The sequence below is a fragment of the Bacteriovorax stolpii genome (genome assembly GCF_002872415.1).
GTDB lineage: Bacteria > Bdellovibrionota > Bacteriovoracia > Bacteriovoracales > Bacteriovoracaceae > Bacteriovorax > Bacteriovorax stolpii.
Genome location: NZ_CP025704.1, coordinates 1,263,121 through 1,284,224, shown reverse-complemented (window position 1 = coordinate 1,284,224; position 21,104 = coordinate 1,263,121). Strand labels below are relative to the sequence as shown.

Here is a 21,104-nt window from a genome sequence, read left to right as displayed (position 1 = left end):
ACTCCTACAAGAAATATACCCAAACTTTCGAGATTAGTAAGTATGTGCTTTTCCCAAATCCCTACTCTGAGAGTATAATAATATAAAAAACAAAACATGACGTATCTCATGTTTTTTTACTCATTAAATGTTAAGTTAATAGCTGATAGAACCAAGGAAAATAAAGCAATGAAAAAGGACGCTCACTCTAGCTGTGAACACTGCCCCTCAAAGAATGATGGAATCTTCTGCAACATGAATCTTGCCGAACTGGAAGATATCAGCCAGCACAAGATTACTAACAAGTACAAAAAGGGACAAACTCTTTTCGTTCAAGGAACTCACCCGTTTGGTCTCTATTGCATCAGCACTGGGAACATCAAGCTAACTCGCACTGGTATTGATGGCAAAGAGTCAATCGTGCGCATCGTTCATGCTGGCGACATCCTTGGTCACCGCTCTCTTTTCACTGATGAAGATTTTGGAAAGACTGCAACTGCTATGGAAGATACAGAAGTTTGTTTCATCGACAAAAAATACATTCTTTCACTGATTGAAAAAAATCCATCAGTGGCACTGAATATCATCAATAAGCTTTCACGCGATATGGGGAATGCTGAAAATAAGCTGACTTCCCTTCACCAGAAAAATGTCCGCGAACGTTTAGCAGAACTTCTTCTCTCTTTAAAAACGACTCATGGGACTAAAGAGGGTAATAGATGGAGAATTGACCTTAAACTTACTCGCGAAGAGATGGCCACAATGATTGGAACTGCAAATGAAACACTTATCCGTTTTATGACAGAGTTCAAAGATGCCGGTATCATCGAGCAAGAAGGAAAAATTATCTACATTATCGATGAAGAAGAGTTGTTGAACTGGGCCAATATTCATTATTAATATTTTTTTTCGAAAGCTGATTTAGATTATATTTTCTCTCTCTCTGCGAATGTATGATGTGCTTATGAAATTCTTAAAGCACATCGAACTAAGTAGAGATTTGATCGAAAAAATTACGGCCTACTTCCCTACTAAAGTTTACAAATCTCACTCTCATCTTTTTTATGAGGGGCAGATCCCGATCTCGGGCTATCTTGTGTTAGATGGCTCGATCCAGATCAGTAAAAAAAAGAAATTCAAAAAAATGCTTCAGAGCGGTTCATTAATCGGCGTTGCTGAGTTGATGAACAAAGTCCCAAGTCCGATCAGTGCTGAAGTATTCCCCAATACTCAAGTATGTTTTTTAGATAAGTCGACTTTAATTGAGATATATCAAAAAGCAGATTCTGATATAGTTAATTTATTAAAACAAATTGTTGAGACATAATGATGAGCGCTTGCATTCACTGCGATCAGGAAGTTCTTACTGCTTACTATCACAAAGGTCACGACCACGATGCCGGTCCATTTTGTTGCCAGGGTTGTTTAACAGTTTACAACATCATCAATTTCAAAGGCCTCTCAGAGTACTACGACATTAAAAAGAATGTCGCTCTCTTAAAAAAACGCGCCCCAGTTGAATTAAAGAATAATCACTACTCCTACCTCAATGACACTGAGTTCTTAAATGAGTACGCTTATAGAAATTTAAACAACGAACTGACAATGGAGTTCTACCTTGAAGGAATCCATTGCCTGGCCTGTCTTTGGATAATTGAAAAGCTTCCGGCGTTTGTTCCGGGTGTTCTTTCAGCTAAGCTTAACATGGGTCGCTCTGTGGCTACGATTTCAATCGACAGCACTGGGGACTTTTCTCTGGTGGCCAAAGAACTTGATGGAATCGGTTACCGCCCTCACCCACTAAAAATCAACCAATCAACAGCTGATTTAAAAATCAAAGAAGAACGCTCAATGATTTTAAAAATCGGTATTGCTGCTGCCGCTGCCGGGAACATTATGCTTTATGCTGTGTCTCTTTATGCGGGCGCTGGACCTGAATACGAACAAGTCTTCAATGCACTGACCGTACTCTTTGCCATTCCGGTTTTAACTTACTGTGCGTTTCCATTTTATAAAAATTCGTACATCGCTCTTAAAAACAAAACTCTTTCAATCGATGTACCTATTTCACTTTCGCTTATTATGGGTGGGATCATGGGAATTTATAACCTGATCAACCACGTGCCGGAAAACTATTTCGATTCACTGACTGCCCTGGTTTTCCTCCTTCTTCTTTCACGTTACTTCCTGAAATTGATTCAGGAAAAAGGTCTAAGCACAAGTGACCTGCATTTCTTCTATCAGGGAGAAAGTGTTTTAAAGGTGAATGAACATAATCATAGCGACGTGGTAGAAATCCACCCTAAATTCATTAGGCCAAACGATCTCTTAAAAATTCTTCCAAACCAGGTTATCCCGGCCGATGGCAAAGTCATCTCTGGCGAATCTTACCTGAATAACTCTCTTCTAACTGGTGAATCAGGTCTGCAAAAAATCAAAGCTCAAGACCAGGTATTCTCTGGCACTATGAATGTGAGCGGTGAGCTTATCATTGAGGTTGAGAAGGCCAATCACGAAAGTCGTCTTGGAAAAATCTTAAAGAATGTAGAAACTGGTTGGGGGCAAAAGGCCCAGATCATCGATATCACAAATCAGATTTCCAAGTACTTTGCTGGTGCGGTTCTGACTCTTTCAGTTATCCTCTACTTCGTGACAGCACGCCATGGTAGTCAGAAAGAAGCACTGGAACTTGCTCTCACTCTTTTGATTGTCACTTGCCCGTGTGCCTTAGCGATTGCAACTCCCTTAACTTTTATCCGCACTCTTTCCAAGGCGGCCCAAAAGGGAATCATCATAAAAGACGACGCCGTGATTGAAAAACTTTCACGCGCCCAAAAAATCTTTATAGATAAAACCGGAACAATCACTCAAAACCAACTTCAGGTTATGCAGATGAATATTATCAACCAAACAGCACTTTCGGTGTTTGATATTATTCACAACCTGGAGAGAACCTCGCTCCACCCAGTGGCAATATGTTTAAAAGAGTTCGTTAAATCTTCTCTTCCTCGCGACTATGATGTTTCTGATTTAAAAGAAATGCCAGGCGTGGGAGTAAGCGGACATATCAATGGACACTTTTACGAAATTAAAAATTATGGAATTTATGAAGACCATATTTTAGTGGCGGAATTTAAGATTCAGGATGCCCTAAGACCGGATGCTCAGGCTTCCTTAAATGCTCTAAGAAATGAAGGATTAAAACTACAAATTCTTTCCGGAGATAAAACAGAGCACGTAAAAGAGATCGCTTTAAAACTTGGTTTGACTAATGATGAGTATCAGGCGGAGCTTTCTCCTGAGAAAAAAAGTCAGGTCATTAAGTCTACTCCTAACTCAATCATGGTGGGAGATGGTGCCAACGATGCGATAGCTCTGGCCAGTGCCGGAACAGGGATCGCGGTTTTTGGAGCAATGGACATCTCTCTTCGCGCCGCTGATGTCTATATGAATTATCCGGGGCTTTCTTCTGTTGCTGAACTTATGGTGATCTCAAAAGAAACGATGAAAGTCATCTACAGAAACCTGGTGCTTTCTATTTCTTATAATAGTGTCTCAGTCTTCCTGGCCTATACCGGACATATTTCACCGCTGGCAGCAGCGATTATTATGCCACTTAGTTCACTGACTGTACTGATCTCAACTTTAACTGGAACTAAAACTTTAAGGAAGTTATGGAAATAATCACCTTTTTAATTCCTCTCGCTCTTTTACTTGGTGCTTTCTTTGTCGGTTCATTTATTTGGATGACGATCAAAGGCCAATACGATGACCTGGAAACACCGGGACACAGAATGCTTTTAGATGAACATAATAAAGTGTCTAATAACATGTCTAATAACAACACCCACAAGGGAGAACTATGAACGCGCACGTATCCACTCGAACTGGGAAGCTCGAGTACTTTTCCTACGATGACCAGATAGTACGTCTATTTGTCATCGCGACAGTTATCTGGGGGGCAGTAGCTCTGCTTCTTGGTGTAACGATCGCCTTTCAGCTTGCTGACTGGCATGTTAACCTTGGTCTTCAATGGACCACTTTCGGACGTCTTCGTCCACTCCACACTAACGCTGCCATTTTTGCGTTTTGTGGTAACGCCATCTTTGCCGGGATCTACTACTCTCACCAAAGATTGTTAAAGGCGAGGCTTTTTAACGACACACTCTCTAAAATCCACTTTTGGGGATGGCAGCTCATTATTGTTGCAGCTGCACTAACTCTTCCATTCGGGATTACAACCGGTAAAGAATACGCCGAACTTGAGTGGCCGATTGATATCGCCATCACAGTTATCTGGGTTGTCTTTGCGGTTAACTTTTTTGGAACAATCATCAGAAGAAGAGAGCGCCACATTTATGTAGCGATCTGGTTTTATATCGCAACAATTATCACTGTTGCTGTTCTTCACATCATCAACTCGCTTGAGATTCCAGTTTCGATTGGTAAATCTTATTCGCTGTATGCCGGTGTTCAGGATGCTCTGGTACAGTGGTGGTACGGGCACAATGCGGTTGCCTTCTTCTTAACAACTCCGTTTTTAGGTCTAATGTATTACTATGTCCCTAAAGCGGCCAACCGTCCGGTTTACTCTTACCGACTGTCTATTATCCACTTCTGGTCTCTGGTTTTCATCTACATCTGGGCTGGACCTCACCACCTTCTCTACACAACACTTCCGGAATGGGCACAAACACTGGGGATGGTTTTCTCGGTTGCACTTTGGGCACCAAGCTGGGGTGGTATGATCAACGGTCTTTTAACTCTTAGAGGAGTTTGGGACAAAGTTCGTACAGACCCGGTTCTAAAATTCATGGCGCTTGCCCTAACTTTCTACGGTATGTCGACTTTTGAAGGACCACTACTTTCAATTAAATCTGTAAACTCTATTGCCCACTTCACTGACTGGATTCCTGGACACGTTCACGCCGGAACGATTGGATGGAATTACCTATTAACTGCTGGTGTTCTATACTTTCTTGTCCCAAGATTATGGAATGCTGAAATTTACTCAAAACGCTTAGCAACTATCCAATTTTGGACGGCCACAATCGGTATTATTCTCTACATCGTATCAATGTGGATTGCCGGTATCAGTCAGTCACTAATGTGGAGAGCTATCGATGCTTCTGGAAAACTCGTTTATCCAAACTTTATTGAATCAGTTGTAAAAATTGTTCCAATGTATTGGGTAAGAGCAATTGGTGGAACATTCGTACTCGTTTCATTTGTTATCATGATCTATAACTTATACAAAACAGCGAAATCTGGATCAGTTGGCAAAGAAGAAGTTTACGAAGCTTACGCTCTTGATGACTCTTCTATCGAACAAGGAGCTGCTCCTCACAGAAAACTGGAAGGATGGCCGATGATTTTCGCTGTTCTTTCTCTGGTTGCCATCCTTGTTGGTACAGCGATTGAAATTGTTCCTGCGGTTTTATCTAAACAATACATCACAAAACTTGATGTAGTTAAACCATACACTCCGCTTGAACTTCTTGGACGCGATATTTATATCCGTGAAGGCTGTTACCTATGTCACTCGCAAACTGTTCGTCCGATGGCCCACGAAGTTCTTCGTTATGGTAAAGCTTCTGAAGCCGCTGAATTCGTCTACGATCACCCATTCCAATGGGGTTCTAAGAGAACTGGACCGGATCTTGCGCGCGTTGGTGGAAAATACCCAAATATGTGGCACTACCGTCACATGTGGGACCCTCGCGAAGTAACTGCCGGATCAATCATGCCTCGTTACACTTGGCTATTTGACCAGAAAACTGATTACGGATCACTTCCAAAGAAAATGCAAGTTATGCAGACTCTAGGGGTTCCATACTCTCAGGCAGAAATCGATGCTTCTGTGGCCAATGCCCAAGCTCAGGCCCAGTCAATCCGCGACAACTTAGTTGAAGCAGGTGTACCTGAAAAAGTTCTGGATAAAGAAATCATCCCACTGATTGCTTACCTACAACGTATTGGTGTGGATTACGGTAAATCGGAGGTTCAACAATGAAACAGGAAGCTCTAAGCACTTTTGATATGCCATGGCTGCCAATCACTGGACTTATTATCTTCGTGGTTTGTTTTTCAGCCTACACATACTGGACTTATAAAAAAGACAATAAAGGAATGTATGACCAGGCTTCAATGATCCCTCTGGAAGACGGGGTGACTGAAATGAGAAGAGGACACTAATATGAAACAAGAAACAAAACTTCACGTCGAAGAAAATGAAAAACATCTTCTCTTAGACCACAACTATGATGGAATTCAGGAATTAAACCACCCCCTTCCATCTTGGTGGTCCGCCACTTTCTATGGTGGTATCATATTTGCTATCTGTTACTTTACCTATTATCAATTAATGGGCGGGCCTACTCTGCGCGATGAATTTAAAAAGGACTACGCTGTCATCGCTGCGGCCCAAGCAGAATTTAAGAAGCAGGAATCTGCTTTTAACCCGGAAGTTTTTGCCAAATTCAACACTCCGGATGGAATTAAAAAAGGTGAAGAAGTCTTCACTAACAACTGTGTGGCCTGCCACCTTGAAAAAGGTAAAGGAGACATCGGTCCGAACTTAACTGATGAGTATTGGTTATGGGCCAAAGGAACACCTGAGACAATATACCCAGTGGTATTCAATGGAGTTGTCGAAAACGGTATGCCTAACTGGTCAGAGGTTTTAAGCCGCGACGAAATCTATCAGGTTGTCGCTTACGTTCAGACCCTGCACCTGACTCATCAAGCTGGTGGTAAAGCACCACAAGGAAACAAGGTCGAATGAGCAAGAACCGCTTTGAACTGGACAGCGAGCGCTTAGGCACTGTTGATGAACACGGAAACCGGGTGTACCTACACCCGGAGGACGTTAAAGGAATCTGGAAGGACAGAAGAGATATTGTCTATTGGATTTTAATTGGACTCTATCTCGTCTTGCCCTGGATATACATCAACAAGAAGCCTGCGCTCTTGATAGACATTATTAACCGTGAATTTACATTTATGGGGTCAACTTTTTTCGGAGTTGACCCCATTTTGTTTTTTCTTATCATCATTTCTTCCATCTTTTTTATCGCCTTTATGACCAGCTTATTCGGTCGCGTCTGGTGCGGCTGGGGATGCCCGCAGACGGTATTCATTTCCAGCTTATTTTTAAAAGTTGAATCCTTCATAGAAGGCTCGGCCAGAGAAAGAAGAGCACTGGATGAAGCACCGATGTCGGCAGAGAAGTTTTTTAAAAAAGCTCTGAAATGGATTATCTTTGCTCTTATCTCTCTTCACATTGCCCATACATTCATCGGCTACTTTATTGGCCCGCGCGAGTTGTTTCACATGACAATGGGCTCCCCGCTTGAGCATTTCGGGATCTTTTCTGCGACAATGATTATTACAACAATTTTCCTTTTAGACTTTGGATGGTTCAGAGAACAATTCTGTATCATCGCTTGCCCTTACGGAAGAATGCAATCAGTAATCATGGATGAAAACTCCCTGGTTATTGCCTATGATAAAAAGCGTGGTGAGCCAAGAAGAGGAACTCCCGGCGTTCTTCGTGAAAACGAAGGTGACTGTATCAACTGCTACAACTGTGTAAAAGTTTGCCCGACTGGTATTGATATCAGACGTGGAACTCAGCTGGAGTGTATTGCCTGTACAAACTGTATTGATGCCTGCGATGAAATTATGATCAAGATGAAGAGACCTACCGGTCTGATTCGTTATGGCTCTGAAAATGAACTCAGTGGAGTGCCAAGAAAAACCATCACTCCAAGGTCTATGATCTATGCGGCCATCTCTCTTCTTTTTGTAGGAATCTTTATTCTTTTCATTAACAAGAGCACTGACCTGCAAATTTTATTTCTTCGAGGCAGCGAGACGTTCACTTATATTGACCAGACCGTCACTAACCGCTTCACTGTAAAATTTAACCACCAGGGTGGAGCTGATTATAAAGTGCTTTTAAAGGTGCACGATCCGGCCTTGCAGGATAAAATTAAGATTATTACCCCCATCTCCCCTATTGATCTGGTGAGCTTTGAAAAGAAAGTCATTGTCTTCTTCAAGTTCTCTCCGACTCTACTGGAAAATGGGACTAAGAAAATAAATATCGATATTGTTGATAAAAGTTCAGGAAACGTGATTGCGACTAAGGAGGTTGTGCTTGTCGGCCCTGTCCATTGATATCCAACATTTTTTTCCTTGGGTTTCATTTCTCGCAGGTCTTGGCGGAAGCCTTCATTGCGTAGGAATGTGCGGAGGACTTGTCACTGCAAGTTGTGACAAAGAAAAAGATATCTATCGCTATCAAACAGGCAGGCTTCTGGGTTATATGGCCATTGGTCTCTTAGCAGGCTTTCTTGGAAGTTTTGTAAAGTTCGAAAACAATTCACCGCTATTATCGCTTCTCCCGGGAGTATTCCTGGGAGGGCTTTTTCTTTTCTGGGGAATCCAGTCTTTCCGAGGGAAAAAGGCCGAACTTCCCATGCCGAAATTTATGGGGACTTTTTACGGTATTCTTTGGAAGAAATTAGTTTTTAAAAATAATGGATTCTCAAAGGCCTTTTTCACTGGGGCCATTTCTATTTTCCTTCCCTGCGGTCTGCTCTACGGAATCGCTCTTGGTACAATGGCCCTTGGCCACCCACTTTTTTCTCTTGTCTCAATGATCTTCTTTTGGCTTGGAACCCTTCCGGCAATGGTCGTGGCACCTGGGCTTTTCCAAAAAATCCTGAGTCCTTTTAAAAGTAAACTTCCCAAGACCTATGCGGTGACTTTAATTTTGATTGGTATTATGACAGTGAGTGTTCGCGTAGTGAAATTTAATGAAGCGACTGCGGCCGATCAACAGGGAAAGGCCGCCAGTCAAATGATGTGCCATTAAGAATGATTATTTAAGACGAGTTTGCATTAGTTCCGCCATGGCATTAAGCGCATCCACCCAGGTAAAAATCCCGACAAGTTTTTTATTATCTTGAACCAGGACACTTCCTATTTTTTGCGAGGCCATCACATCACACACTTCGGCCAGTTCAGTTTCTGCTGAAACAATATAAGGCTCAACAGTCATGGCATCTTTTACTTTTTGAGTCGCAAGGTCTGTCCCTCTGATCCCTTGGATAAAGTCGATATCGCGGGCCGAAATCACGCCTAAAATACTTCCTTCATTCACAACTGGAAGATGTCTGATGTTAAGTTCACTCATAATACTTTTAGCTGACTGTAAAGACTCCTGGCTTCCAATTGTAACGGGAGTTGTTGTCATGTAGCGCTGAATCTGTGGGATTTTTTTAGTCATATGTTCCTCCTTCTAGTTGTTTTTATTCTACAACTGATCAACAGAGACAAACCTGACAAAAAGCTTCTCAAAAGATGATCTTGATCACATGAAAAAGAAAACAAAAGATGAACAATAAAACAAATGTCATTCTCTTTTATCTATACCAGAATAAAAGAATACAGGAGGATCCTATGAAAAATTACGTTCTTTGCGCCTCACTCGAAGAAGATAGTATCAAAACACTGGCAAAACTAAAGCGCGACCTGGACCTCACAGACGCTAAAGTTCACTTTGTGACTGTTATCGAAATTCAAGTCTACAATTCTGAACTAAGTGCTTACGTTTACCCCGTTGAATCACAGTATGCTGAAATTGAATCAAGTGCTGTGGCCATTCAGAAAAACCTGGCAAAAACTCTTGGAGTTCCTGAAGCTCAGGCCACTTTTAAATGTTTCTTTGACCATAGCCCAGAGGCAAAGGTGAAAGACTATTTAGAAAAAGTAAATGCTGATTTAGTTGTGACTGCAACAAGAGGAAGACACGGGATTGCCGGTTTTTTCTCCAGCTCATTTACTGACTTCCTTTGCAAGTACTCACCATGTGATATTTTAGTTCTAAGACCATCTAAGTAATTAGATGGTCTGACTGAATTTGTCTTTTGGCATTTTCTCTCTGAAATAGAAATCGAAAGTCATGGCCACATTGCGGATGAACTTCTTGCCTTCAGGGAGAACCTGGATTTTATTGTCTTTAATAATGAGAAGACCATCGCGCTGGAACTCTTCCAGCTCTTTTAAGATCTCCTGTAAGTGCGGAGTGCTTTCTTTAATCTCGCCTTCATCTTTGCACATTAAAGTTAAGATGATTTCCTGGGCACAAAGGTCTGCATTTTCATGCACGTGTCCGTTCATCATCGCAAGTTTTCCTGCCTGAATTTTCATTTCATACTCATTAAAGCCTTTTTCATTCTGCATGAAACTAAGCGATGAATCTGAAATTGATGAAGGCCCAAGTCCTAAAAGGATTTTAGATTTTTTATCAACATAGCCCATGAAATTTCGATGGAGCCTGTTTTCTATTTTTGCCTGGTAAAGGAAGTTGTTAGGAAGAGCAAAGTGATCCATCCCTACATCTTCGTAACCATCAAAGGCCAGAAGTTCTTTACCTTTTTCATACAAGGCCTGCTTCATTTGGGCATCTGGAAGCTCTTCAGTTTTAATTAAACGTTGATTCTTCAATTTTTCCGGCAAATGAGCATAACTATAATAAGCAATCAGATCTGGTTTCAATTTTCTGATAAGCTCAAATGTGCCAGTGATGGTCTCTACTGTTTGTCTTGGCAGACCATAGATAACGTCGAAATTGATCGAATCAATCCCGCGCGCTCTTAATTCATTAACCAGGTTTTCAACCAGCTCAAAAGACTGTTTGCGGTTAATGGCCGCTTGTACGTTGCTGTCGAAATCCTGAATACCTAATGAAACACGGCCAATGCCATTTTTCTTAAAGCAGTCCAGATGCTCTAATTTAGTTGTTCTTGGGTCGATCTCAATTGATCCTATAAAAGAAGGACTTCTTTTTTCAGTCAGTCCCTGGATAAGTCTTTCTAAATTTTCTGCCGATAAAAAGGTCGGCGTTCCTCCACCAAAGTGCAGAGAGTTGATCACTGGAGTAAAGCCCAGTCGTGTTTTATACATGTCCCATTCTTTGAGAATGAGATCCACATACTTTTCTTCGTTGTTGTGATTCTTGGTAATGATACGGTTGCAACCGCAGTAGTAACAAAGTTTTTCACAAAAGGGGACGTGCACATAAAGGTCTATCCCCTCTTTATCGCTGTAGATGGTTTTTAAATGACCAATCCACATCGCTTCATCGGGCGCCCCTTTCCAGAATGGTACCGGCGGATAACTAGTGTATCTGGGACCGGGGCGATTGTATTTTTGTAAGAGTTCGTTATGCTTTTTTTGCATAAGATTTACACCATCCACAAGTAGAAACGTATTTCATTCCCATCATTGTACAAGGAGCATATCCTCCTTCAGCTTTAGCGGCATTGAAGAACTTACAGTTCCCACAATCCATCCCCGCTTTATACTTGGCGTTTTTTGAAGTTTTAGCGTCTACAACGTACTCTAAACCTTTCCCCATTCCCTCTGTCGAAGAAGCGACTGACTTGCCCGCAGGTGGACCCTTGGGACAGCTATCAGCGGCCAGCGACTTAGTTGCCTTCAATGCAAATGGTACGATTGTCGCTGCAGCGACTGCCATTTGAAAGAAGGACCTTCTCGTCAATTTGTCTTCCATAAATTTCTCCAAAATGTTTCTATGTAAGCCCATAATAGAGCTTTTACACCTAAGAACCATGATTCATATCAGTTTATGAAGAATAATTTAAGTGCAGCAAATTGAGGCAGAGATGCTCTTTGTAAGAACCGACGCTAAAGCACAGGTGTTGTGTCTTTAGGCTGGTTTCTAAGCACTGTAAAGCCTGGAGACATGATCTCGACTTTATTCTCTGAAAAGACCTGCTGAAGGTTTTGGTGAAGTTCAGAATAAGCGCCGGGAATCTTATCCTCATGTCCGGTAAAGGCATTGAGCTGATAAGATATATGGTAATCGTTTAGGGCCGTTTGAAGAACAAATGGCCTTCTGTCCTTAGAAATAAGCGGAGATCTTTCCGCAGCTTCAATCATCATCTGATGAACTTTCGGCCATGGAGTATCATAACCAATAGTTATCGTCGTATAAAGAATCAGATCTTTTGACTGCGCTTGAGTTGTATAGTTTGTTACCTGAGAACTTAAAATTTGAGTATTGGGGATAGTGATCTCTTCATTTTTATAGGTCATCACCTTAGTGACAATCAAACCTTTTTCTACAACTCTCCCCATCGAATCACCAATCTTTACATAGTCACCAATTCTAAAGGCACGCATGTAGCTAATCATTACACCTGCAATGATATTGGCAATGGCAGACGATGATCCCAGGGAAATCATTAGACCGACAAAAACAGAGACCCCTTCGAGCGCCTTAGTCCCGGCCCCTGGCAAATAAGGATAAATAATAACCAAAGCAAACATACAGATAAGAAAACGCAGGAGTTGAAAAGTTGTATTTCCCCATTCTGCATAGAAGCCATCAATAACCAGTTCTCCTCTTTCGATTTTTGAAAAAATGAACTTAAGAAATTTTACAATTCCCCTCGTGATAAAAATGACAAAAGCGATGAAAAATACGTTTGGTATAAAATTAAGAAGACTATCTCCCACCTGCCACAGATTTTTTTGCACAGAACTCATCAAGGTAACTGCGTAATCGTGAGTTGTTGGCAACTCCTGCAAGATGTATGGAATAGAAATATAAAGCGCGGATAAAATTAAAACCCATTGCAGGACTCTAACTGTATTGGCCAAAGTCATGGCCATCATATCGACTGAAATAATTTCGTTGTTTTTAAAATGTATAGGTTTTAACCAGGGTAGCTGCTTTTTTGTTAGCAAACGAAGAATAAACTGACAGCAATAGAAAATCACAAAGATGATCGCAACTGAGATCCCTAAATTGACTAAGGCCTTGATGTGGAAAGTATAATTATCAAGCATATAATTAAAGTTTAGAAGAGATAATTTATCTCAGTCAACTTTAATTGCATGTTTAATTTCTTACTAGTTCAAAGTTCCCATTTTAACGACTTCAAAAGCACTCCCCGGAACCTGCTTAATAGTATGCAGTTCCTGATCGTTCCAATTATCGCTAGGCTCACCACTGATCATCCAGCTTGCACCATTGTCAGCGAGAATCATCCCATACTTTTTTAAAGCGCGCAGGATGACTTGGACACTTTCTGGATAAGAAGAGATGTCGTAATTAGCTTTCAGCCTCACACGCATCCCCATTGGAGGCAGAGTCGGGTCATTGGAGCTGCCGGCCGCATGCCTTGCAGGATACACGTAATCATGGCGGGTTCTATTGGCCGTAAAACGAATCGCGTGATTGATTTCTCCCTTAATCATCACTTCATCATAACGAACCAGTCCTGGATAAATCGGCAGTCCTGCCGCATCAGCAGAAGTGTGTCCCGCTGGTCTCATTTTATTAGACGATAAATCAAAGATTGCTCCCGATACCGCAGTCCATCCACCGTTGCCATCAGGGAAAGCACGGTAGAGCTCATACAGAAGATTGTTGTCTTTATCGACGACAATCACGTGTCTATCACCAGTACCATTGGGTCCACCTTGAATAGGAGCATCCACAGGGATCGGATATGGTCCAGGATCACTTTCTCTAGCATATTCAAAAGTCACAGGGACCTTTTTCTGATTACCAGTAACAACAATAAATGGTTGCCCATTAGGGGCTCCATCCCACCACGTCCCGAAGTCCGGGTGCATAGTCGCAGTTCTTCCTAACGAATTGATGTAAACATCTGAGTTGGGATCGACAGGCTCTTTTGAGATATCCTGATTCCATGGATTGTCCGCTGGAAAAGGTCTTTCTGTATAAGTAGATAAAATGGTTGCCTCACCGCCAGTGCTTCCACTATCACCTACACACGACGCTAAGATCCCCGACAAAATGAATAGTATGATTGTTTTTTTCATATCGAGAGATTAGGTTATCAAACAACGATGCGCAATGAGCACCAAATCAAACCAATTTAAGTTGGTCATAAAAATAAAAAAGCCACCCGTTTAAGGATGGCTTCTTATTGATTTTTAGTATCAAGTTCTTCAAGCTAAAATAATCGATCGGAACATATTAATGGACCATCTTTTACGTATTCATCAGAGTGTGGATCTTATAAATCGTAACTCTTCAAACATACTCTTCTAGCTCTTAAATGACTTGAGTGTTAGCTATTCAATACACTTTCACTAACACAAACCAGACTATTCATCTGGCCATCTTGTCTTTTAATAATGCACTCACGATGCCAACTGATAAATGAACTTAACTTGATGATATCGCACACTCACTGTTTTTTGTTGTGAGGAAATGCGACCGATTTACTGGTCTCTCTATACCAAATATCCCTTGAGTAAAACACTTTGCACGCTTTTTCTTTTTCTCATTTTCGGATGAATGTCCGAGAAAACTCAACTCTATCTCGAGGTTCTTTCTTTGCAATGGCGACATCATGAAACTTTTTACAGGAGATAAATTGATGAAGATGTTTTTTACCGTTGCGCTCGGATTAAGCTTAACCACCGCGTTTGCTCATGACAAAACGTACTGGGGAGAAAAAGTGAATGTGGGAGAAGGTTACGCCCGCTCTTACATCGTCAAAGGTCATGACAAAGAAGTAAAAGAAATTGGGATAGCGATTTCAGAAGAAGGACTCAATGGTCTTCCCGATGAAATGAAAGAGTACACTTTACCTATGCCTGCAAACACCGAAGTTTATCCTTATAAGCACATCACTTTTGACTGGAACCCGCATGGCCATGAGCCCATGGGTGTTTATGATAAACCACACTTTGATATCCACTTCTATTTTATTACTGAAGAAGAGCGCCATGCAATCAGCTGCATGGATGAAGATACTATCCCATGCCTGATGCAGCCAGATGCCGATTACCTCGTCTCTGACTATGCTCCTACACCTGCAGGTGTTCCTATGATGGGCTGGCACTGGGTAGACTTATTATCCCCAGAATTTAATGGTGGAATTTTTACCCGCACATTCATCTATGGTTATTACGGCGGAGAGACAATCTTCATTGAACCAATGGTAACAATCGACTACCTTCTTTCAAAAGAAGAAAGCACACTGCCAATTCGTCAGCCAGCCAAATTCCCATACGATGGTTATTATCCTAAAAACTACCAAGTGAAGTACGATGACTGCATGAAAATGTATAAAGTGGTTTTAAAAGATTTTTACGAGCAGTAAAAAAAAGCCCCTCGTAAGAGGGGTCTTTTATTATGAATTTTTCTTCTTAGTGAAATCAATCATCATATCCTCACAGCGTTGGATATGATCAGGAGTGATTTCCCAAATCTTCAGACCTTTGATTTCGTTTTCGATTTTTTCAAAAAGAGCGAAATCAAGGAATGGAGTCACGTTACCACTTTGGTACTCGCGCTCTTTTTCTCCATAAAGGCCAAGGAATGTTTTATCTCTAAACCATAACTCGCGGTTTGCTTCCTGAATCGCCAGAAGGCTATCAGCGCTTGGTCTTCTTTGAACGAATTCAAAGAACATCCCGCTCGATCTGATTCCCGGGTAGAACCACTCTCCACTGAAAACCTGAATCAGGTCATCGTGATCATCTTTTAGGATTGGAGTGATAAATTGAACTCCGCGCTCAAGTGCGAATTTATGGAAAGCCAAAAGATCATTTGTTCTTAAAGCGATGTGCTGCCAAAGAGCTGCAGAGTTGTGAGAGTCAAGCATCTCTCTTACGTGAGATGGCTGAGTCAAAGGTTCTGAAGGTTGAACGACAGCGAAGATCGTTTTGTTTTTTGCTTTATCATCTGGAGCGGCCTGACCAACTTGAACCGCAAACGTTAGTGACTGCTCACCTTGTCCCGGAACCCATTCTCTTCTTTTTTCATAAAGAAGGTTTTCTGGAGTCACTCCAAAAATAACATTAAAAGCTACGTACGCGACGTTATAAAGGCGCGGCTGAAGCAGAAGTGTCATGTGGTCAACTTGAAAGTTCTGGAATGAATGTTTCATGAATATTCCTCTAATGTGGGTCAAAATAAATTTCAAAAAGATTAACTAAAGAATGATGACTTTTGAATGTTTTTTTAGAATTTTAGGCGTAAATGCTGCTCTTAGTAGCAACATTTTACGCCTTTTTATGAGGAAACTCAGATTATTTGCAGGTGACAAATTCGATTTCAGAAACTGCAGTCTTATTATTTAGGGTTTCTTCTGCATCCCAGATTCTTGGCTCTGACCAATCAGAATCCACCATCACAAAATACAGACGCTCATTATGAGTAAATGAAGCTGCTGCCAAGATAGTGTGACCGCCGCTGTTTCTCTCTCCTACTTTTCTTGGAATCCACAGACGCCCATCGATTTCTGGTTTTGTGTGTCCGTACATTTCAAGTTTAAAAGGAGACTGCACCATCTTTGGCCCAATATTAAATGAAACGATAACTGGTGATCCTTGATCAAGTTGTTTCATCACGTGAGCTTTTGCTGATTCGTATGTGTCAGTTTGAAATTTTTTACATTTAAATCCAAACTTCTTTCCGTACTTATCAAGGATTCCTCTAATTGAATAACGGTGAGCTGGAGTCAGGTAGTATTCATTAATAGCATCTGCTAATAGATGTGTGCGTGTGTCTTCTGAAGCAAGAGTTGTCGCAAGCTCCCCTGTTCCTTCGAATCCAGAAAGATGAGTTTGTTGTAAGAAGCCATAGATCGCGTACGCTGTACACGTTCCACCGGCTTGCTCATAGGGATCAATCACTGTCTGAAGCTTTGAATTCTTGCGGGCAAAATCACTGGCATCAATGTAGTAAACTTTCTTGCCTTTTTTATCTAGGTACATTTGGTAAGATTCGCTGCCATCTGAATGAATGACTTTTCCTAAAAAGGTTGCTGCCCCATTTAGTTTTTCATCATCACTTTTTAGGGTAACGGCCGATCCAACTCCAACGCTAAAAGCCCCCACTTCTTTTTTCTCATTAACTGATACGGAAATCCCAGCAGCAAAGGCCGTGGTCTGCAGAACCAAGAACAAGCATAACATCTTAACCATGGTGAACTCCTTCTAAATTAAAAAACACGATAATATATGTGCAGGCCCGCCCTCCCTTCCAGCAGATAATCCTTACAAGATCTAAACCTCTAAAATCAGGTCTTTTTTTAGGCCAAAAAATGTCTAAAACTTTGACAGGGAAGTATTTTTTACATCAAGGCCCCATGGAGAGGCCGAAACTTGTTACGATAGGGCATTAGGATTAATCGCACACGAGAGGGATTTATGATTGAAGGAATTGCAATGTTAACAGTTTTAGCGGGTATGGGGATTTACTTTGTTAAATCGACTGATCTGCCAAAAGATATGAAAGCAAGAAGCGAGCAAATGAGACAAGACTCTCTAAGAAATCCAGTTGCAGCTCAAAAGAAGTTCAACTTCCCGACAGCAACAACGGCCAATACAAACGCACTGGCAAAAACGACAAAACTTGAAGACAACACAGCTCTAAAGAAAGCGGAAGAAGCGACAAAACTTCTAGCTCAAAAGAGACTGGAAAAAATCGCTTTAATTGATAAAGAAATCGATACACTGACATTGACGATTACCGCTCTTGAGCAAGAACTAAGAGCAAACAACGCTCGAAACGCTGAAATTCAAGCTGAAATCGATCGTCACCTTGAAACTCTGGCAAGACTTGAAGCAAGCAAAATTTCTTAAGATCCTATACACACAACAAATAAGAAGGCCTCCCTAGTGGAGGCCTTTTTTATTAGAAACTATAAACTTCTTGTGACAACTTCTTACCTCAGTATTATTCTCTAAGGATGATCCAAGCTATTAATCCTAAGACTACGAAAGTATTTGTGACCAAATTCCTGGCCTTCTATTTGTCGTGTCTACTTTGTTACACACTTCAGACGAGTTTTGGTTTCTCACCAGTTCTGTCATCTGCTCTCATTGGATTTGTAGGAAGTTTTTATTGGTTTTCCAAAGACATTGAAAAGTCCGGTATCCACGCCGTGATTTACGCCGGCTCGTTTGCTGGAATGGCCCACACTGAATACTTAAGTGGTCCAGGGCATATCTTTTTTATTTCTCTCATTGGAACAAGTCTCTACCTTTGGAGCAGACCACACCTAAGTGGTTTCGGTGGCAAACTCGGAACTGTGGCCTTTGTGACGACGATTATTGTGATTATTATCTTGAGGAATTTATCATGAAACTCATCCTCACTTTAATTGTCTCACAAGCAGCGGCCCAGCTGACGCACTCTCTGGCCCTAACTAAACATTTTGGTAGTGTGCGCGCCTCCTCATTTCTCACTTTGATGTTTATTGGACTCACTTCCTTTTTTACTGATCCACTCATCCCGGTTCTTCATGCCGTGTTTTTAGGTTCTTCATTCATTGGAATGACTGACCCTAAAAGACTCAACCGTTTGCAGATCGCTCTTTCGAGTATCATCTTCAGCTTTATCTTCCATTTCCTGATTCTTTATATGAAAGGTCCTGGAGGCGTTTTAGGCCTTTCGGCCTTCACCTCGTGTTTGATTGTGCATTTTATCTGGAGAACAGGTTTAAACCAGCGCCTGCGCTTTAGAAGACCTGCGCGCTACTAGTATAGTTCGGAGGCAGTGACTCTCTGTAAACTTTCTTGCTGTAAAAATCTTTAACAATCTGATTATAGCGTCCGGACTTTTTAAGAGCTTCAATCCCAAGATTAAATTTCTTAATCAACCCAGCACTTTTTTTGGATTTTTTTGGCATGATCAGGCAGTACTTCGCCAGGTGAATGACTTTCTCATTATGGGTGAGTCGGTCAAAATCTTTTTGATCAAAGTTCTGACGAACCAGGACGTATCCGACTTCTAAATCGCTGGGAACTGCCTGCACTCTCCCTAAAAAGAGCATATTGAAAGTTTGTTCAACGGTCGTCACGCGATCAACAGTAATTACTTTCTTTTCTTCTGCGGCCAAAAAATCAGGCCCCATTCCTCCAAAACCTCGAGGAGCGGCAATCCTGACGTCTTTAAGATCCTTGTAATCCTTCCATTGAAGCTTGGTGGATTTTAAATGAAAGAGAACATACTTTCCCTGGTAAATAGGTTCGCTAAAAAGATAAGTCTCATCTCTTTCGGGAGTATGCACATATGCAAAGGCCCCATCAACTTCTGCATTTTTGGAGACTTGAAGCACTCTTTGCCAGGGATAAAATTCAATCTTCGTTTCAATCCCCTGAGTGGCAAAAGCCTCAGTCGTCAGATGAGAAATAATTCCGTAATAATCCAGTTTTTCTGAAATGTAAGGAGGCCACTCCCCTGCTGCTAGCCTCACGACTTCTTTTCCCTGAAGGGAAAAACAAAAAAAGGCCGCAAGTAAAAGAGTCACACTTTTTTTCATCTTAATCGTATGTAAGGAGTTTTGAGGGTACTGCTTCTTTGTAAACTTTCTTCTGGTAAAAATCTTTAATGATCTGATCGTATCGCCCGCTCTTTCTTAACTGGGCAAGTCCTAGATTAAACTTCTTGATAAGCCCTTCATTCTTTTTCAAGTTATTTGCTAAAACCAGGTGGTACTTAGCAGTTTGGATAATATGATCATTGTGGGTCACATAACTAATTTCTTTTGCCGGAAAATTTTTTTTCAAAAGGACATAACCAACTTCCATATCAGAAGCTACGGCCTGCACTCTTCCTAAAAAGAGCATATGAAAACTTTGAATATCAGAGGCCAATCGCTCAACATGAATGACTTTTTTTTCTTCCGCCGCGATAAATTCTTTGCCCATTCCACCAAATCCACGGGTAGCTGCAATGCGGATATCTTTTAAGTCTTCATATTTATCCCATTTAAATGGGTGTGCCTTCAAATGAAATAAGACATACTTTCCGGTATAGACAGGCTCACTATAATAATAAAATTTTTCTCTTTCAACTGTGCGGGCATAGGCCAGGGTCCCGTCGTACTCGCCTGTCTTGGAAAGTTGATACACTCGCTGCCATGGGAAAAAGAAAAGTTTCACTTCAACATCTTGAAGAGCAAAGGCCTCACTGGCAATTTGAGCGATTAATCCTTTATTTTCTAATTCTTCTGAAATATAGGGTGACCACTCACCTGTTGTCAGGCGTACAACTTCGCGACCAAAAATCTGTGTGGTAAAAAGAAAGAGCTGTAGAATTCCTGCAAGCATAATAAATTTAGAGAGTCGGGCGTACCAATTCATCGTCCTATTTTAGCGTGATTTTTGATGGAATGAATCTTAAGCTTTCCTCAATGTCCTAAGCATTATTTTAGTTATGAAGTTTCAAGTCTTTGGTTAATTTAAATAAACTAAAACTTCGCCAAAGGTTCCTTGTAACTTAAAAAAAGCTGATTTATGCCCTGGTTGACGGATGATCTGTTGACTCAGGATTTTTGAAAAACTCACCCGCCCCGTGCCTTCCAGTGCTCCCTCTAAAAGCTCTTTCCAGACCTGTAGAATTTCCGGTTCGATGTCTTTGTATTGCGTGCCCTGAACAAGGCCCGCGACTTTTAAAAAGGTTTTTCCCTTCATTAAAAGAGAAACGTTAAGATGCTCATTATTAACCATGATCGTAAAATGCGCGCCAATAGATTCAAAATTCCAGAGTTCGAATTGGTTAATATTAGTGATGTTCACTTTTTCTTTAACCACCTCTCCTAACTTATCAGTAAAGGCCGCAAGCCATTTTTCATTTAAGGCCCAGCTCTCAGACTCCTCGCCTGATTTTTTCACTCCCAGGGCCTTATCAACCAGCTCTAAAAGCGACTTACTATCAAAAGGCTTGCTCAAAAAGTAGATTTTACTTTCTCTGGTCATTTCAGTGACAACCAGCTTATTGATAAACCCAGAACAAAGAATAATTGGTGTATGAGAATTGAGTTTTGATCCTCTGACGATAGAGATGAATTCATCCCCGGTAATCACGGGCATCTTAAGATCTGTAATGATCAGGTCATACTTTTCTTTTTCGATGGCCCTCCATCCCTTCTGGGGATGATCACAGTAATTAACTGTCGCTCCCATCTTACTTAAGAAGTTGATATAAACGTCGCCTAATGAGACTTCGTCGTCAATGACCAGGATGGATAGTTTATTGCTCATGGAATTTATTATCCATGAAAACAGCTCTAAGACAGAAGGCCAGGAAAGTTTTG

General features: G+C 41.2%; 24 protein-coding genes. 14 read left to right on the top strand and 10 right to left on the bottom strand.

What is annotated here, in order from left to right; all coding sequences use genetic code 11:
* The first annotated feature begins 168 nt into the window (after window positions 1-168).
* The 9 genes from C0V70_RS06445 to C0V70_RS06405 all read left to right on the top strand — a co-directional run bounded on the left by C0V70_RS06445 (window position 169) and on the right by C0V70_RS06405 (window position 8,860).
* Window positions 169-879 carry a Crp/Fnr family transcriptional regulator gene (locus C0V70_RS06445; RefSeq protein WP_158649595.1) on the top strand — a complete coding sequence of 237 codons (711 nt, stop codon included), beginning with the start codon at window positions 169-171 and terminating at the stop codon, window positions 877-879.
* Between the two features lie 64 nt (window positions 880-943).
* Complete coding sequence (locus C0V70_RS06440) at window positions 944-1,306, top strand: cyclic nucleotide-binding domain-containing protein (protein ID WP_158649594.1); 363 nt, start codon at window positions 944-946, stop codon at window positions 1,304-1,306.
* Complete coding sequence (locus tag C0V70_RS06435; RefSeq protein ID WP_102243047.1) at window positions 1,306-3,663, top strand: heavy metal translocating P-type ATPase; 2,358 nt, start codon at window positions 1,306-1,308, stop codon at window positions 3,661-3,663. The genes C0V70_RS06440 and C0V70_RS06435 overlap by 1 nt, the downstream gene beginning before the upstream one ends.
* Window positions 3,654-3,845: a cbb3-type cytochrome oxidase assembly protein CcoS gene (gene ccoS / locus C0V70_RS06430; RefSeq protein ID WP_102243046.1), complete on the top strand. Its 192-nt coding sequence runs from the start codon at window positions 3,654-3,656 to the stop codon at window positions 3,843-3,845. The genes C0V70_RS06435 and ccoS overlap by 10 nt, the downstream gene beginning before the upstream one ends.
* Window positions 3,842-5,992, top strand: a complete 2,151-nt coding sequence (gene ccoN / locus C0V70_RS06425) for a cytochrome-c oxidase, cbb3-type subunit I (RefSeq protein ID WP_102243045.1) — start codon at window positions 3,842-3,844, stop codon at window positions 5,990-5,992. The genes ccoS and ccoN overlap by 4 nt, the downstream gene beginning before the upstream one ends.
* The gene (locus C0V70_RS06420; protein WP_102243044.1) at window positions 5,989-6,174 is read left to right on the top strand and encodes a cbb3-type cytochrome oxidase subunit 3; all 186 of its coding nucleotides are present in this window, start codon (window positions 5,989-5,991) and stop codon (window positions 6,172-6,174) included. The genes ccoN and C0V70_RS06420 overlap by 4 nt, the downstream gene beginning before the upstream one ends.
* A gap of 1 nt (window position 6,175) precedes the next feature.
* A complete protein-coding gene (locus tag C0V70_RS06415; RefSeq protein ID WP_102243043.1) occupies window positions 6,176-6,763 on the top strand; it encodes a cbb3-type cytochrome c oxidase N-terminal domain-containing protein in 588 nt (195 codons plus the stop codon).
* A complete protein-coding gene (gene ccoG / locus C0V70_RS06410; protein ID WP_102243042.1) occupies window positions 6,760-8,160 on the top strand; it encodes a cytochrome c oxidase accessory protein CcoG in 1,401 nt (466 codons plus the stop codon). The genes C0V70_RS06415 and ccoG overlap by 4 nt, the downstream gene beginning before the upstream one ends.
* Complete coding sequence (locus C0V70_RS06405; RefSeq protein ID WP_102243041.1) at window positions 8,141-8,860, top strand: sulfite exporter TauE/SafE family protein; 720 nt, start codon at window positions 8,141-8,143, stop codon at window positions 8,858-8,860. Before ccoG ends, C0V70_RS06405 begins: the two co-directional genes overlap by 20 nt.
* A 6-nt stretch (window positions 8,861-8,866) precedes the next feature.
* On the opposite strand, the gene C0V70_RS06400 is transcribed toward C0V70_RS06405, so the two are convergent.
* Window positions 8,867-9,274, bottom strand: coding sequence for a CBS domain-containing protein (locus C0V70_RS06400; protein ID WP_102243040.1), 408 nt, complete (start codon window positions 9,272-9,274; stop codon window positions 8,867-8,869).
* Between the two features lie 173 nt (window positions 9,275-9,447).
* Here C0V70_RS06400 and C0V70_RS06395 point away from each other — a divergent pair, with 173 nt between their 5' ends.
* Entirely contained in the window at window positions 9,448-9,888 is a 441-nt protein-coding gene (locus C0V70_RS06395) for a universal stress protein (RefSeq protein WP_158649593.1), read from the top strand.
* Here the strand turns inward: C0V70_RS06395 and hemN are convergent, their stop codons facing one another.
* From hemN to C0V70_RS06375, 4 genes are all read right to left on the bottom strand, one after another.
* Window positions 9,889-11,229, bottom strand: coding sequence for an oxygen-independent coproporphyrinogen III oxidase (gene hemN, locus C0V70_RS06390; protein WP_102243038.1), 1,341 nt, complete (start codon window positions 11,227-11,229; stop codon window positions 9,889-9,891).
* Window positions 11,213-11,563, bottom strand: coding sequence for a high-potential iron-sulfur protein (locus C0V70_RS06385; protein WP_158649592.1), 351 nt, complete (start codon window positions 11,561-11,563; stop codon window positions 11,213-11,215). Before C0V70_RS06385 ends, hemN begins: the two co-directional genes overlap by 17 nt.
* Window positions 11,564-11,697: 134 nt before the next feature.
* Entirely contained in the window at window positions 11,698-12,864 is a 1,167-nt protein-coding gene (locus tag C0V70_RS06380; RefSeq protein ID WP_102243036.1) for a mechanosensitive ion channel family protein, read from the bottom strand.
* Between the two features lie 63 nt (window positions 12,865-12,927).
* On the bottom strand, window positions 12,928-13,866 hold the full coding sequence (locus C0V70_RS06375) for a hypothetical protein (protein ID WP_102243035.1): 939 nt from the start codon (window positions 13,864-13,866) through the stop codon (window positions 12,928-12,930).
* A 536-nt stretch (window positions 13,867-14,402) separates the two neighbouring features.
* Between C0V70_RS06375 and C0V70_RS06370 the strand changes: the two genes are divergently transcribed.
* Window positions 14,403-15,158, top strand: coding sequence for a DUF5602 domain-containing protein (locus C0V70_RS06370; protein ID WP_102243034.1), 756 nt, complete (start codon window positions 14,403-14,405; stop codon window positions 15,156-15,158).
* Between the two features lie 30 nt (window positions 15,159-15,188).
* On the opposite strand, the gene C0V70_RS06365 is transcribed toward C0V70_RS06370, so the two are convergent.
* Together C0V70_RS06365 and C0V70_RS06360 are read right to left on the bottom strand one after the other, a co-directional pair.
* Entirely contained in the window at window positions 15,189-15,947 is a 759-nt protein-coding gene (locus C0V70_RS06365; RefSeq protein ID WP_102243033.1) for a VOC family protein, read from the bottom strand.
* A gap of 142 nt (window positions 15,948-16,089) precedes the next feature.
* Window positions 16,090-16,986 (bottom strand): hypothetical protein, encoded by an 897-nt coding sequence (locus C0V70_RS06360; protein ID WP_102243032.1) that lies wholly within the window; start codon window positions 16,984-16,986, stop codon window positions 16,090-16,092.
* Window positions 16,987-17,211: 225 nt separating this feature from the next.
* Here C0V70_RS06360 and C0V70_RS06355 point away from each other — a divergent pair, with 225 nt between their 5' ends.
* From C0V70_RS06355 to C0V70_RS06345, 3 genes are all read left to right on the top strand, one after another.
* The gene (locus C0V70_RS06355; RefSeq protein ID WP_133566752.1) at window positions 17,212-17,646 is read left to right on the top strand and encodes a hypothetical protein; all 435 of its coding nucleotides are present in this window, start codon (window positions 17,212-17,214) and stop codon (window positions 17,644-17,646) included.
* 107 nt (window positions 17,647-17,753) lie between these two features.
* Window positions 17,754-18,149, top strand: coding sequence for a hypothetical protein (locus C0V70_RS06350; RefSeq protein ID WP_102243030.1), 396 nt, complete (start codon window positions 17,754-17,756; stop codon window positions 18,147-18,149).
* Window positions 18,146-18,547: a hypothetical protein gene (locus tag C0V70_RS06345; protein ID WP_102243029.1), complete on the top strand. Its 402-nt coding sequence runs from the start codon at window positions 18,146-18,148 to the stop codon at window positions 18,545-18,547. Before C0V70_RS06350 ends, C0V70_RS06345 begins: the two co-directional genes overlap by 4 nt.
* Here the strand turns inward: C0V70_RS06345 and C0V70_RS06340 are convergent.
* The 3 genes from C0V70_RS06340 to C0V70_RS06330 form a co-directional block, all read right to left on the bottom strand.
* Window positions 18,525-19,328 carry a substrate-binding periplasmic protein gene (locus C0V70_RS06340; RefSeq protein WP_102243028.1) on the bottom strand — a complete coding sequence of 268 codons (804 nt, stop codon included), beginning with the start codon at window positions 19,326-19,328 and terminating at the stop codon, window positions 18,525-18,527. The genes C0V70_RS06345 and C0V70_RS06340 overlap by 23 nt on opposite strands.
* Window position 19,329: 1 nt before the next feature.
* Window positions 19,330-20,151, bottom strand: a complete 822-nt coding sequence (locus C0V70_RS06335; RefSeq protein WP_102243027.1) for a substrate-binding periplasmic protein — start codon at window positions 20,149-20,151, stop codon at window positions 19,330-19,332.
* 93 nt (window positions 20,152-20,244) lie between these two features.
* Complete coding sequence (locus C0V70_RS06330; protein ID WP_102243026.1) at window positions 20,245-21,051, bottom strand: response regulator; 807 nt, start codon at window positions 21,049-21,051, stop codon at window positions 20,245-20,247.
* Window positions 21,052-21,104: the final 53 nt, after the last annotated feature.

Excerpts from the sequence above, each read along its gene's own strand:
- C0V70_RS06440 (WP_158649594.1), top strand. The coding sequence starts at position 944 with ATGAAATTCTTAAAGCACATCGAACTAAGTAGAGATTTGATCGAAAAA.
- C0V70_RS06340 (WP_102243028.1), bottom strand. The coding sequence starts at position 19,328 with ATGAAAAAAAGTGTGACTCTTTTACTTGCGGCCTTTTTTTGTTTTTCC.
- ccoG (WP_102243042.1), top strand. The coding sequence starts at position 6,760 with ATGAGCAAGAACCGCTTTGAACTGGACAGCGAGCGCTTAGGCACTGTT.
- C0V70_RS06395 (WP_158649593.1), top strand. The coding sequence starts at position 9,448 with ATGAAAAATTACGTTCTTTGCGCCTCACTCGAAGAAGATAGTATCAAA.
- C0V70_RS06345 (WP_102243029.1), top strand. The coding sequence starts at position 18,146 with ATGAAACTCATCCTCACTTTAATTGTCTCACAAGCAGCGGCCCAGCTG.
- hemN (WP_102243038.1), bottom strand. The coding sequence starts at position 11,229 with ATGCAAAAAAAGCATAACGAACTCTTACAAAAATACAATCGCCCCGGT.
- C0V70_RS06370 (WP_102243034.1), top strand. The coding sequence starts at position 14,403 with ATGAAACTTTTTACAGGAGATAAATTGATGAAGATGTTTTTTACCGTT.
- C0V70_RS06445 (WP_158649595.1), top strand. The coding sequence starts at position 169 with ATGAAAAAGGACGCTCACTCTAGCTGTGAACACTGCCCCTCAAAGAAT.
- C0V70_RS06330 (WP_102243026.1), bottom strand. The coding sequence starts at position 21,051 with ATGAGCAATAAACTATCCATCCTGGTCATTGACGACGAAGTCTCATTA.
- C0V70_RS06360 (WP_102243032.1), bottom strand. The coding sequence starts at position 16,986 with ATGGTTAAGATGTTATGCTTGTTCTTGGTTCTGCAGACCACGGCCTTT.
- C0V70_RS06435 (WP_102243047.1), top strand. The coding sequence starts at position 1,306 with ATGATGAGCGCTTGCATTCACTGCGATCAGGAAGTTCTTACTGCTTAC.
- C0V70_RS06385 (WP_158649592.1), bottom strand. The coding sequence starts at position 11,563 with ATGGAAGACAAATTGACGAGAAGGTCCTTCTTTCAAATGGCAGTCGCT.
- ccoS (WP_102243046.1), top strand. The coding sequence starts at position 3,654 with ATGGAAATAATCACCTTTTTAATTCCTCTCGCTCTTTTACTTGGTGCT.
- C0V70_RS06355 (WP_133566752.1), top strand. The coding sequence starts at position 17,212 with ATGATTGAAGGAATTGCAATGTTAACAGTTTTAGCGGGTATGGGGATT.
- C0V70_RS06365 (WP_102243033.1), bottom strand. The coding sequence starts at position 15,947 with ATGAAACATTCATTCCAGAACTTTCAAGTTGACCACATGACACTTCTG.
- C0V70_RS06420 (WP_102243044.1), top strand. The coding sequence starts at position 5,989 with ATGAAACAGGAAGCTCTAAGCACTTTTGATATGCCATGGCTGCCAATC.
- C0V70_RS06415 (WP_102243043.1), top strand. The coding sequence starts at position 6,176 with ATGAAACAAGAAACAAAACTTCACGTCGAAGAAAATGAAAAACATCTT.
- C0V70_RS06380 (WP_102243036.1), bottom strand. The coding sequence starts at position 12,864 with ATGCTTGATAATTATACTTTCCACATCAAGGCCTTAGTCAATTTAGGG.
- ccoN (WP_102243045.1), top strand. The coding sequence starts at position 3,842 with ATGAACGCGCACGTATCCACTCGAACTGGGAAGCTCGAGTACTTTTCC.
- C0V70_RS06350 (WP_102243030.1), top strand. The coding sequence starts at position 17,754 with ATGATCCAAGCTATTAATCCTAAGACTACGAAAGTATTTGTGACCAAA.
- C0V70_RS06335 (WP_102243027.1), bottom strand. The coding sequence starts at position 20,151 with ATGAATTGGTACGCCCGACTCTCTAAATTTATTATGCTTGCAGGAATT.
- C0V70_RS06375 (WP_102243035.1), bottom strand. The coding sequence starts at position 13,866 with ATGAAAAAAACAATCATACTATTCATTTTGTCGGGGATCTTAGCGTCG.
- C0V70_RS06400 (WP_102243040.1), bottom strand. The coding sequence starts at position 9,274 with ATGACTAAAAAAATCCCACAGATTCAGCGCTACATGACAACAACTCCC.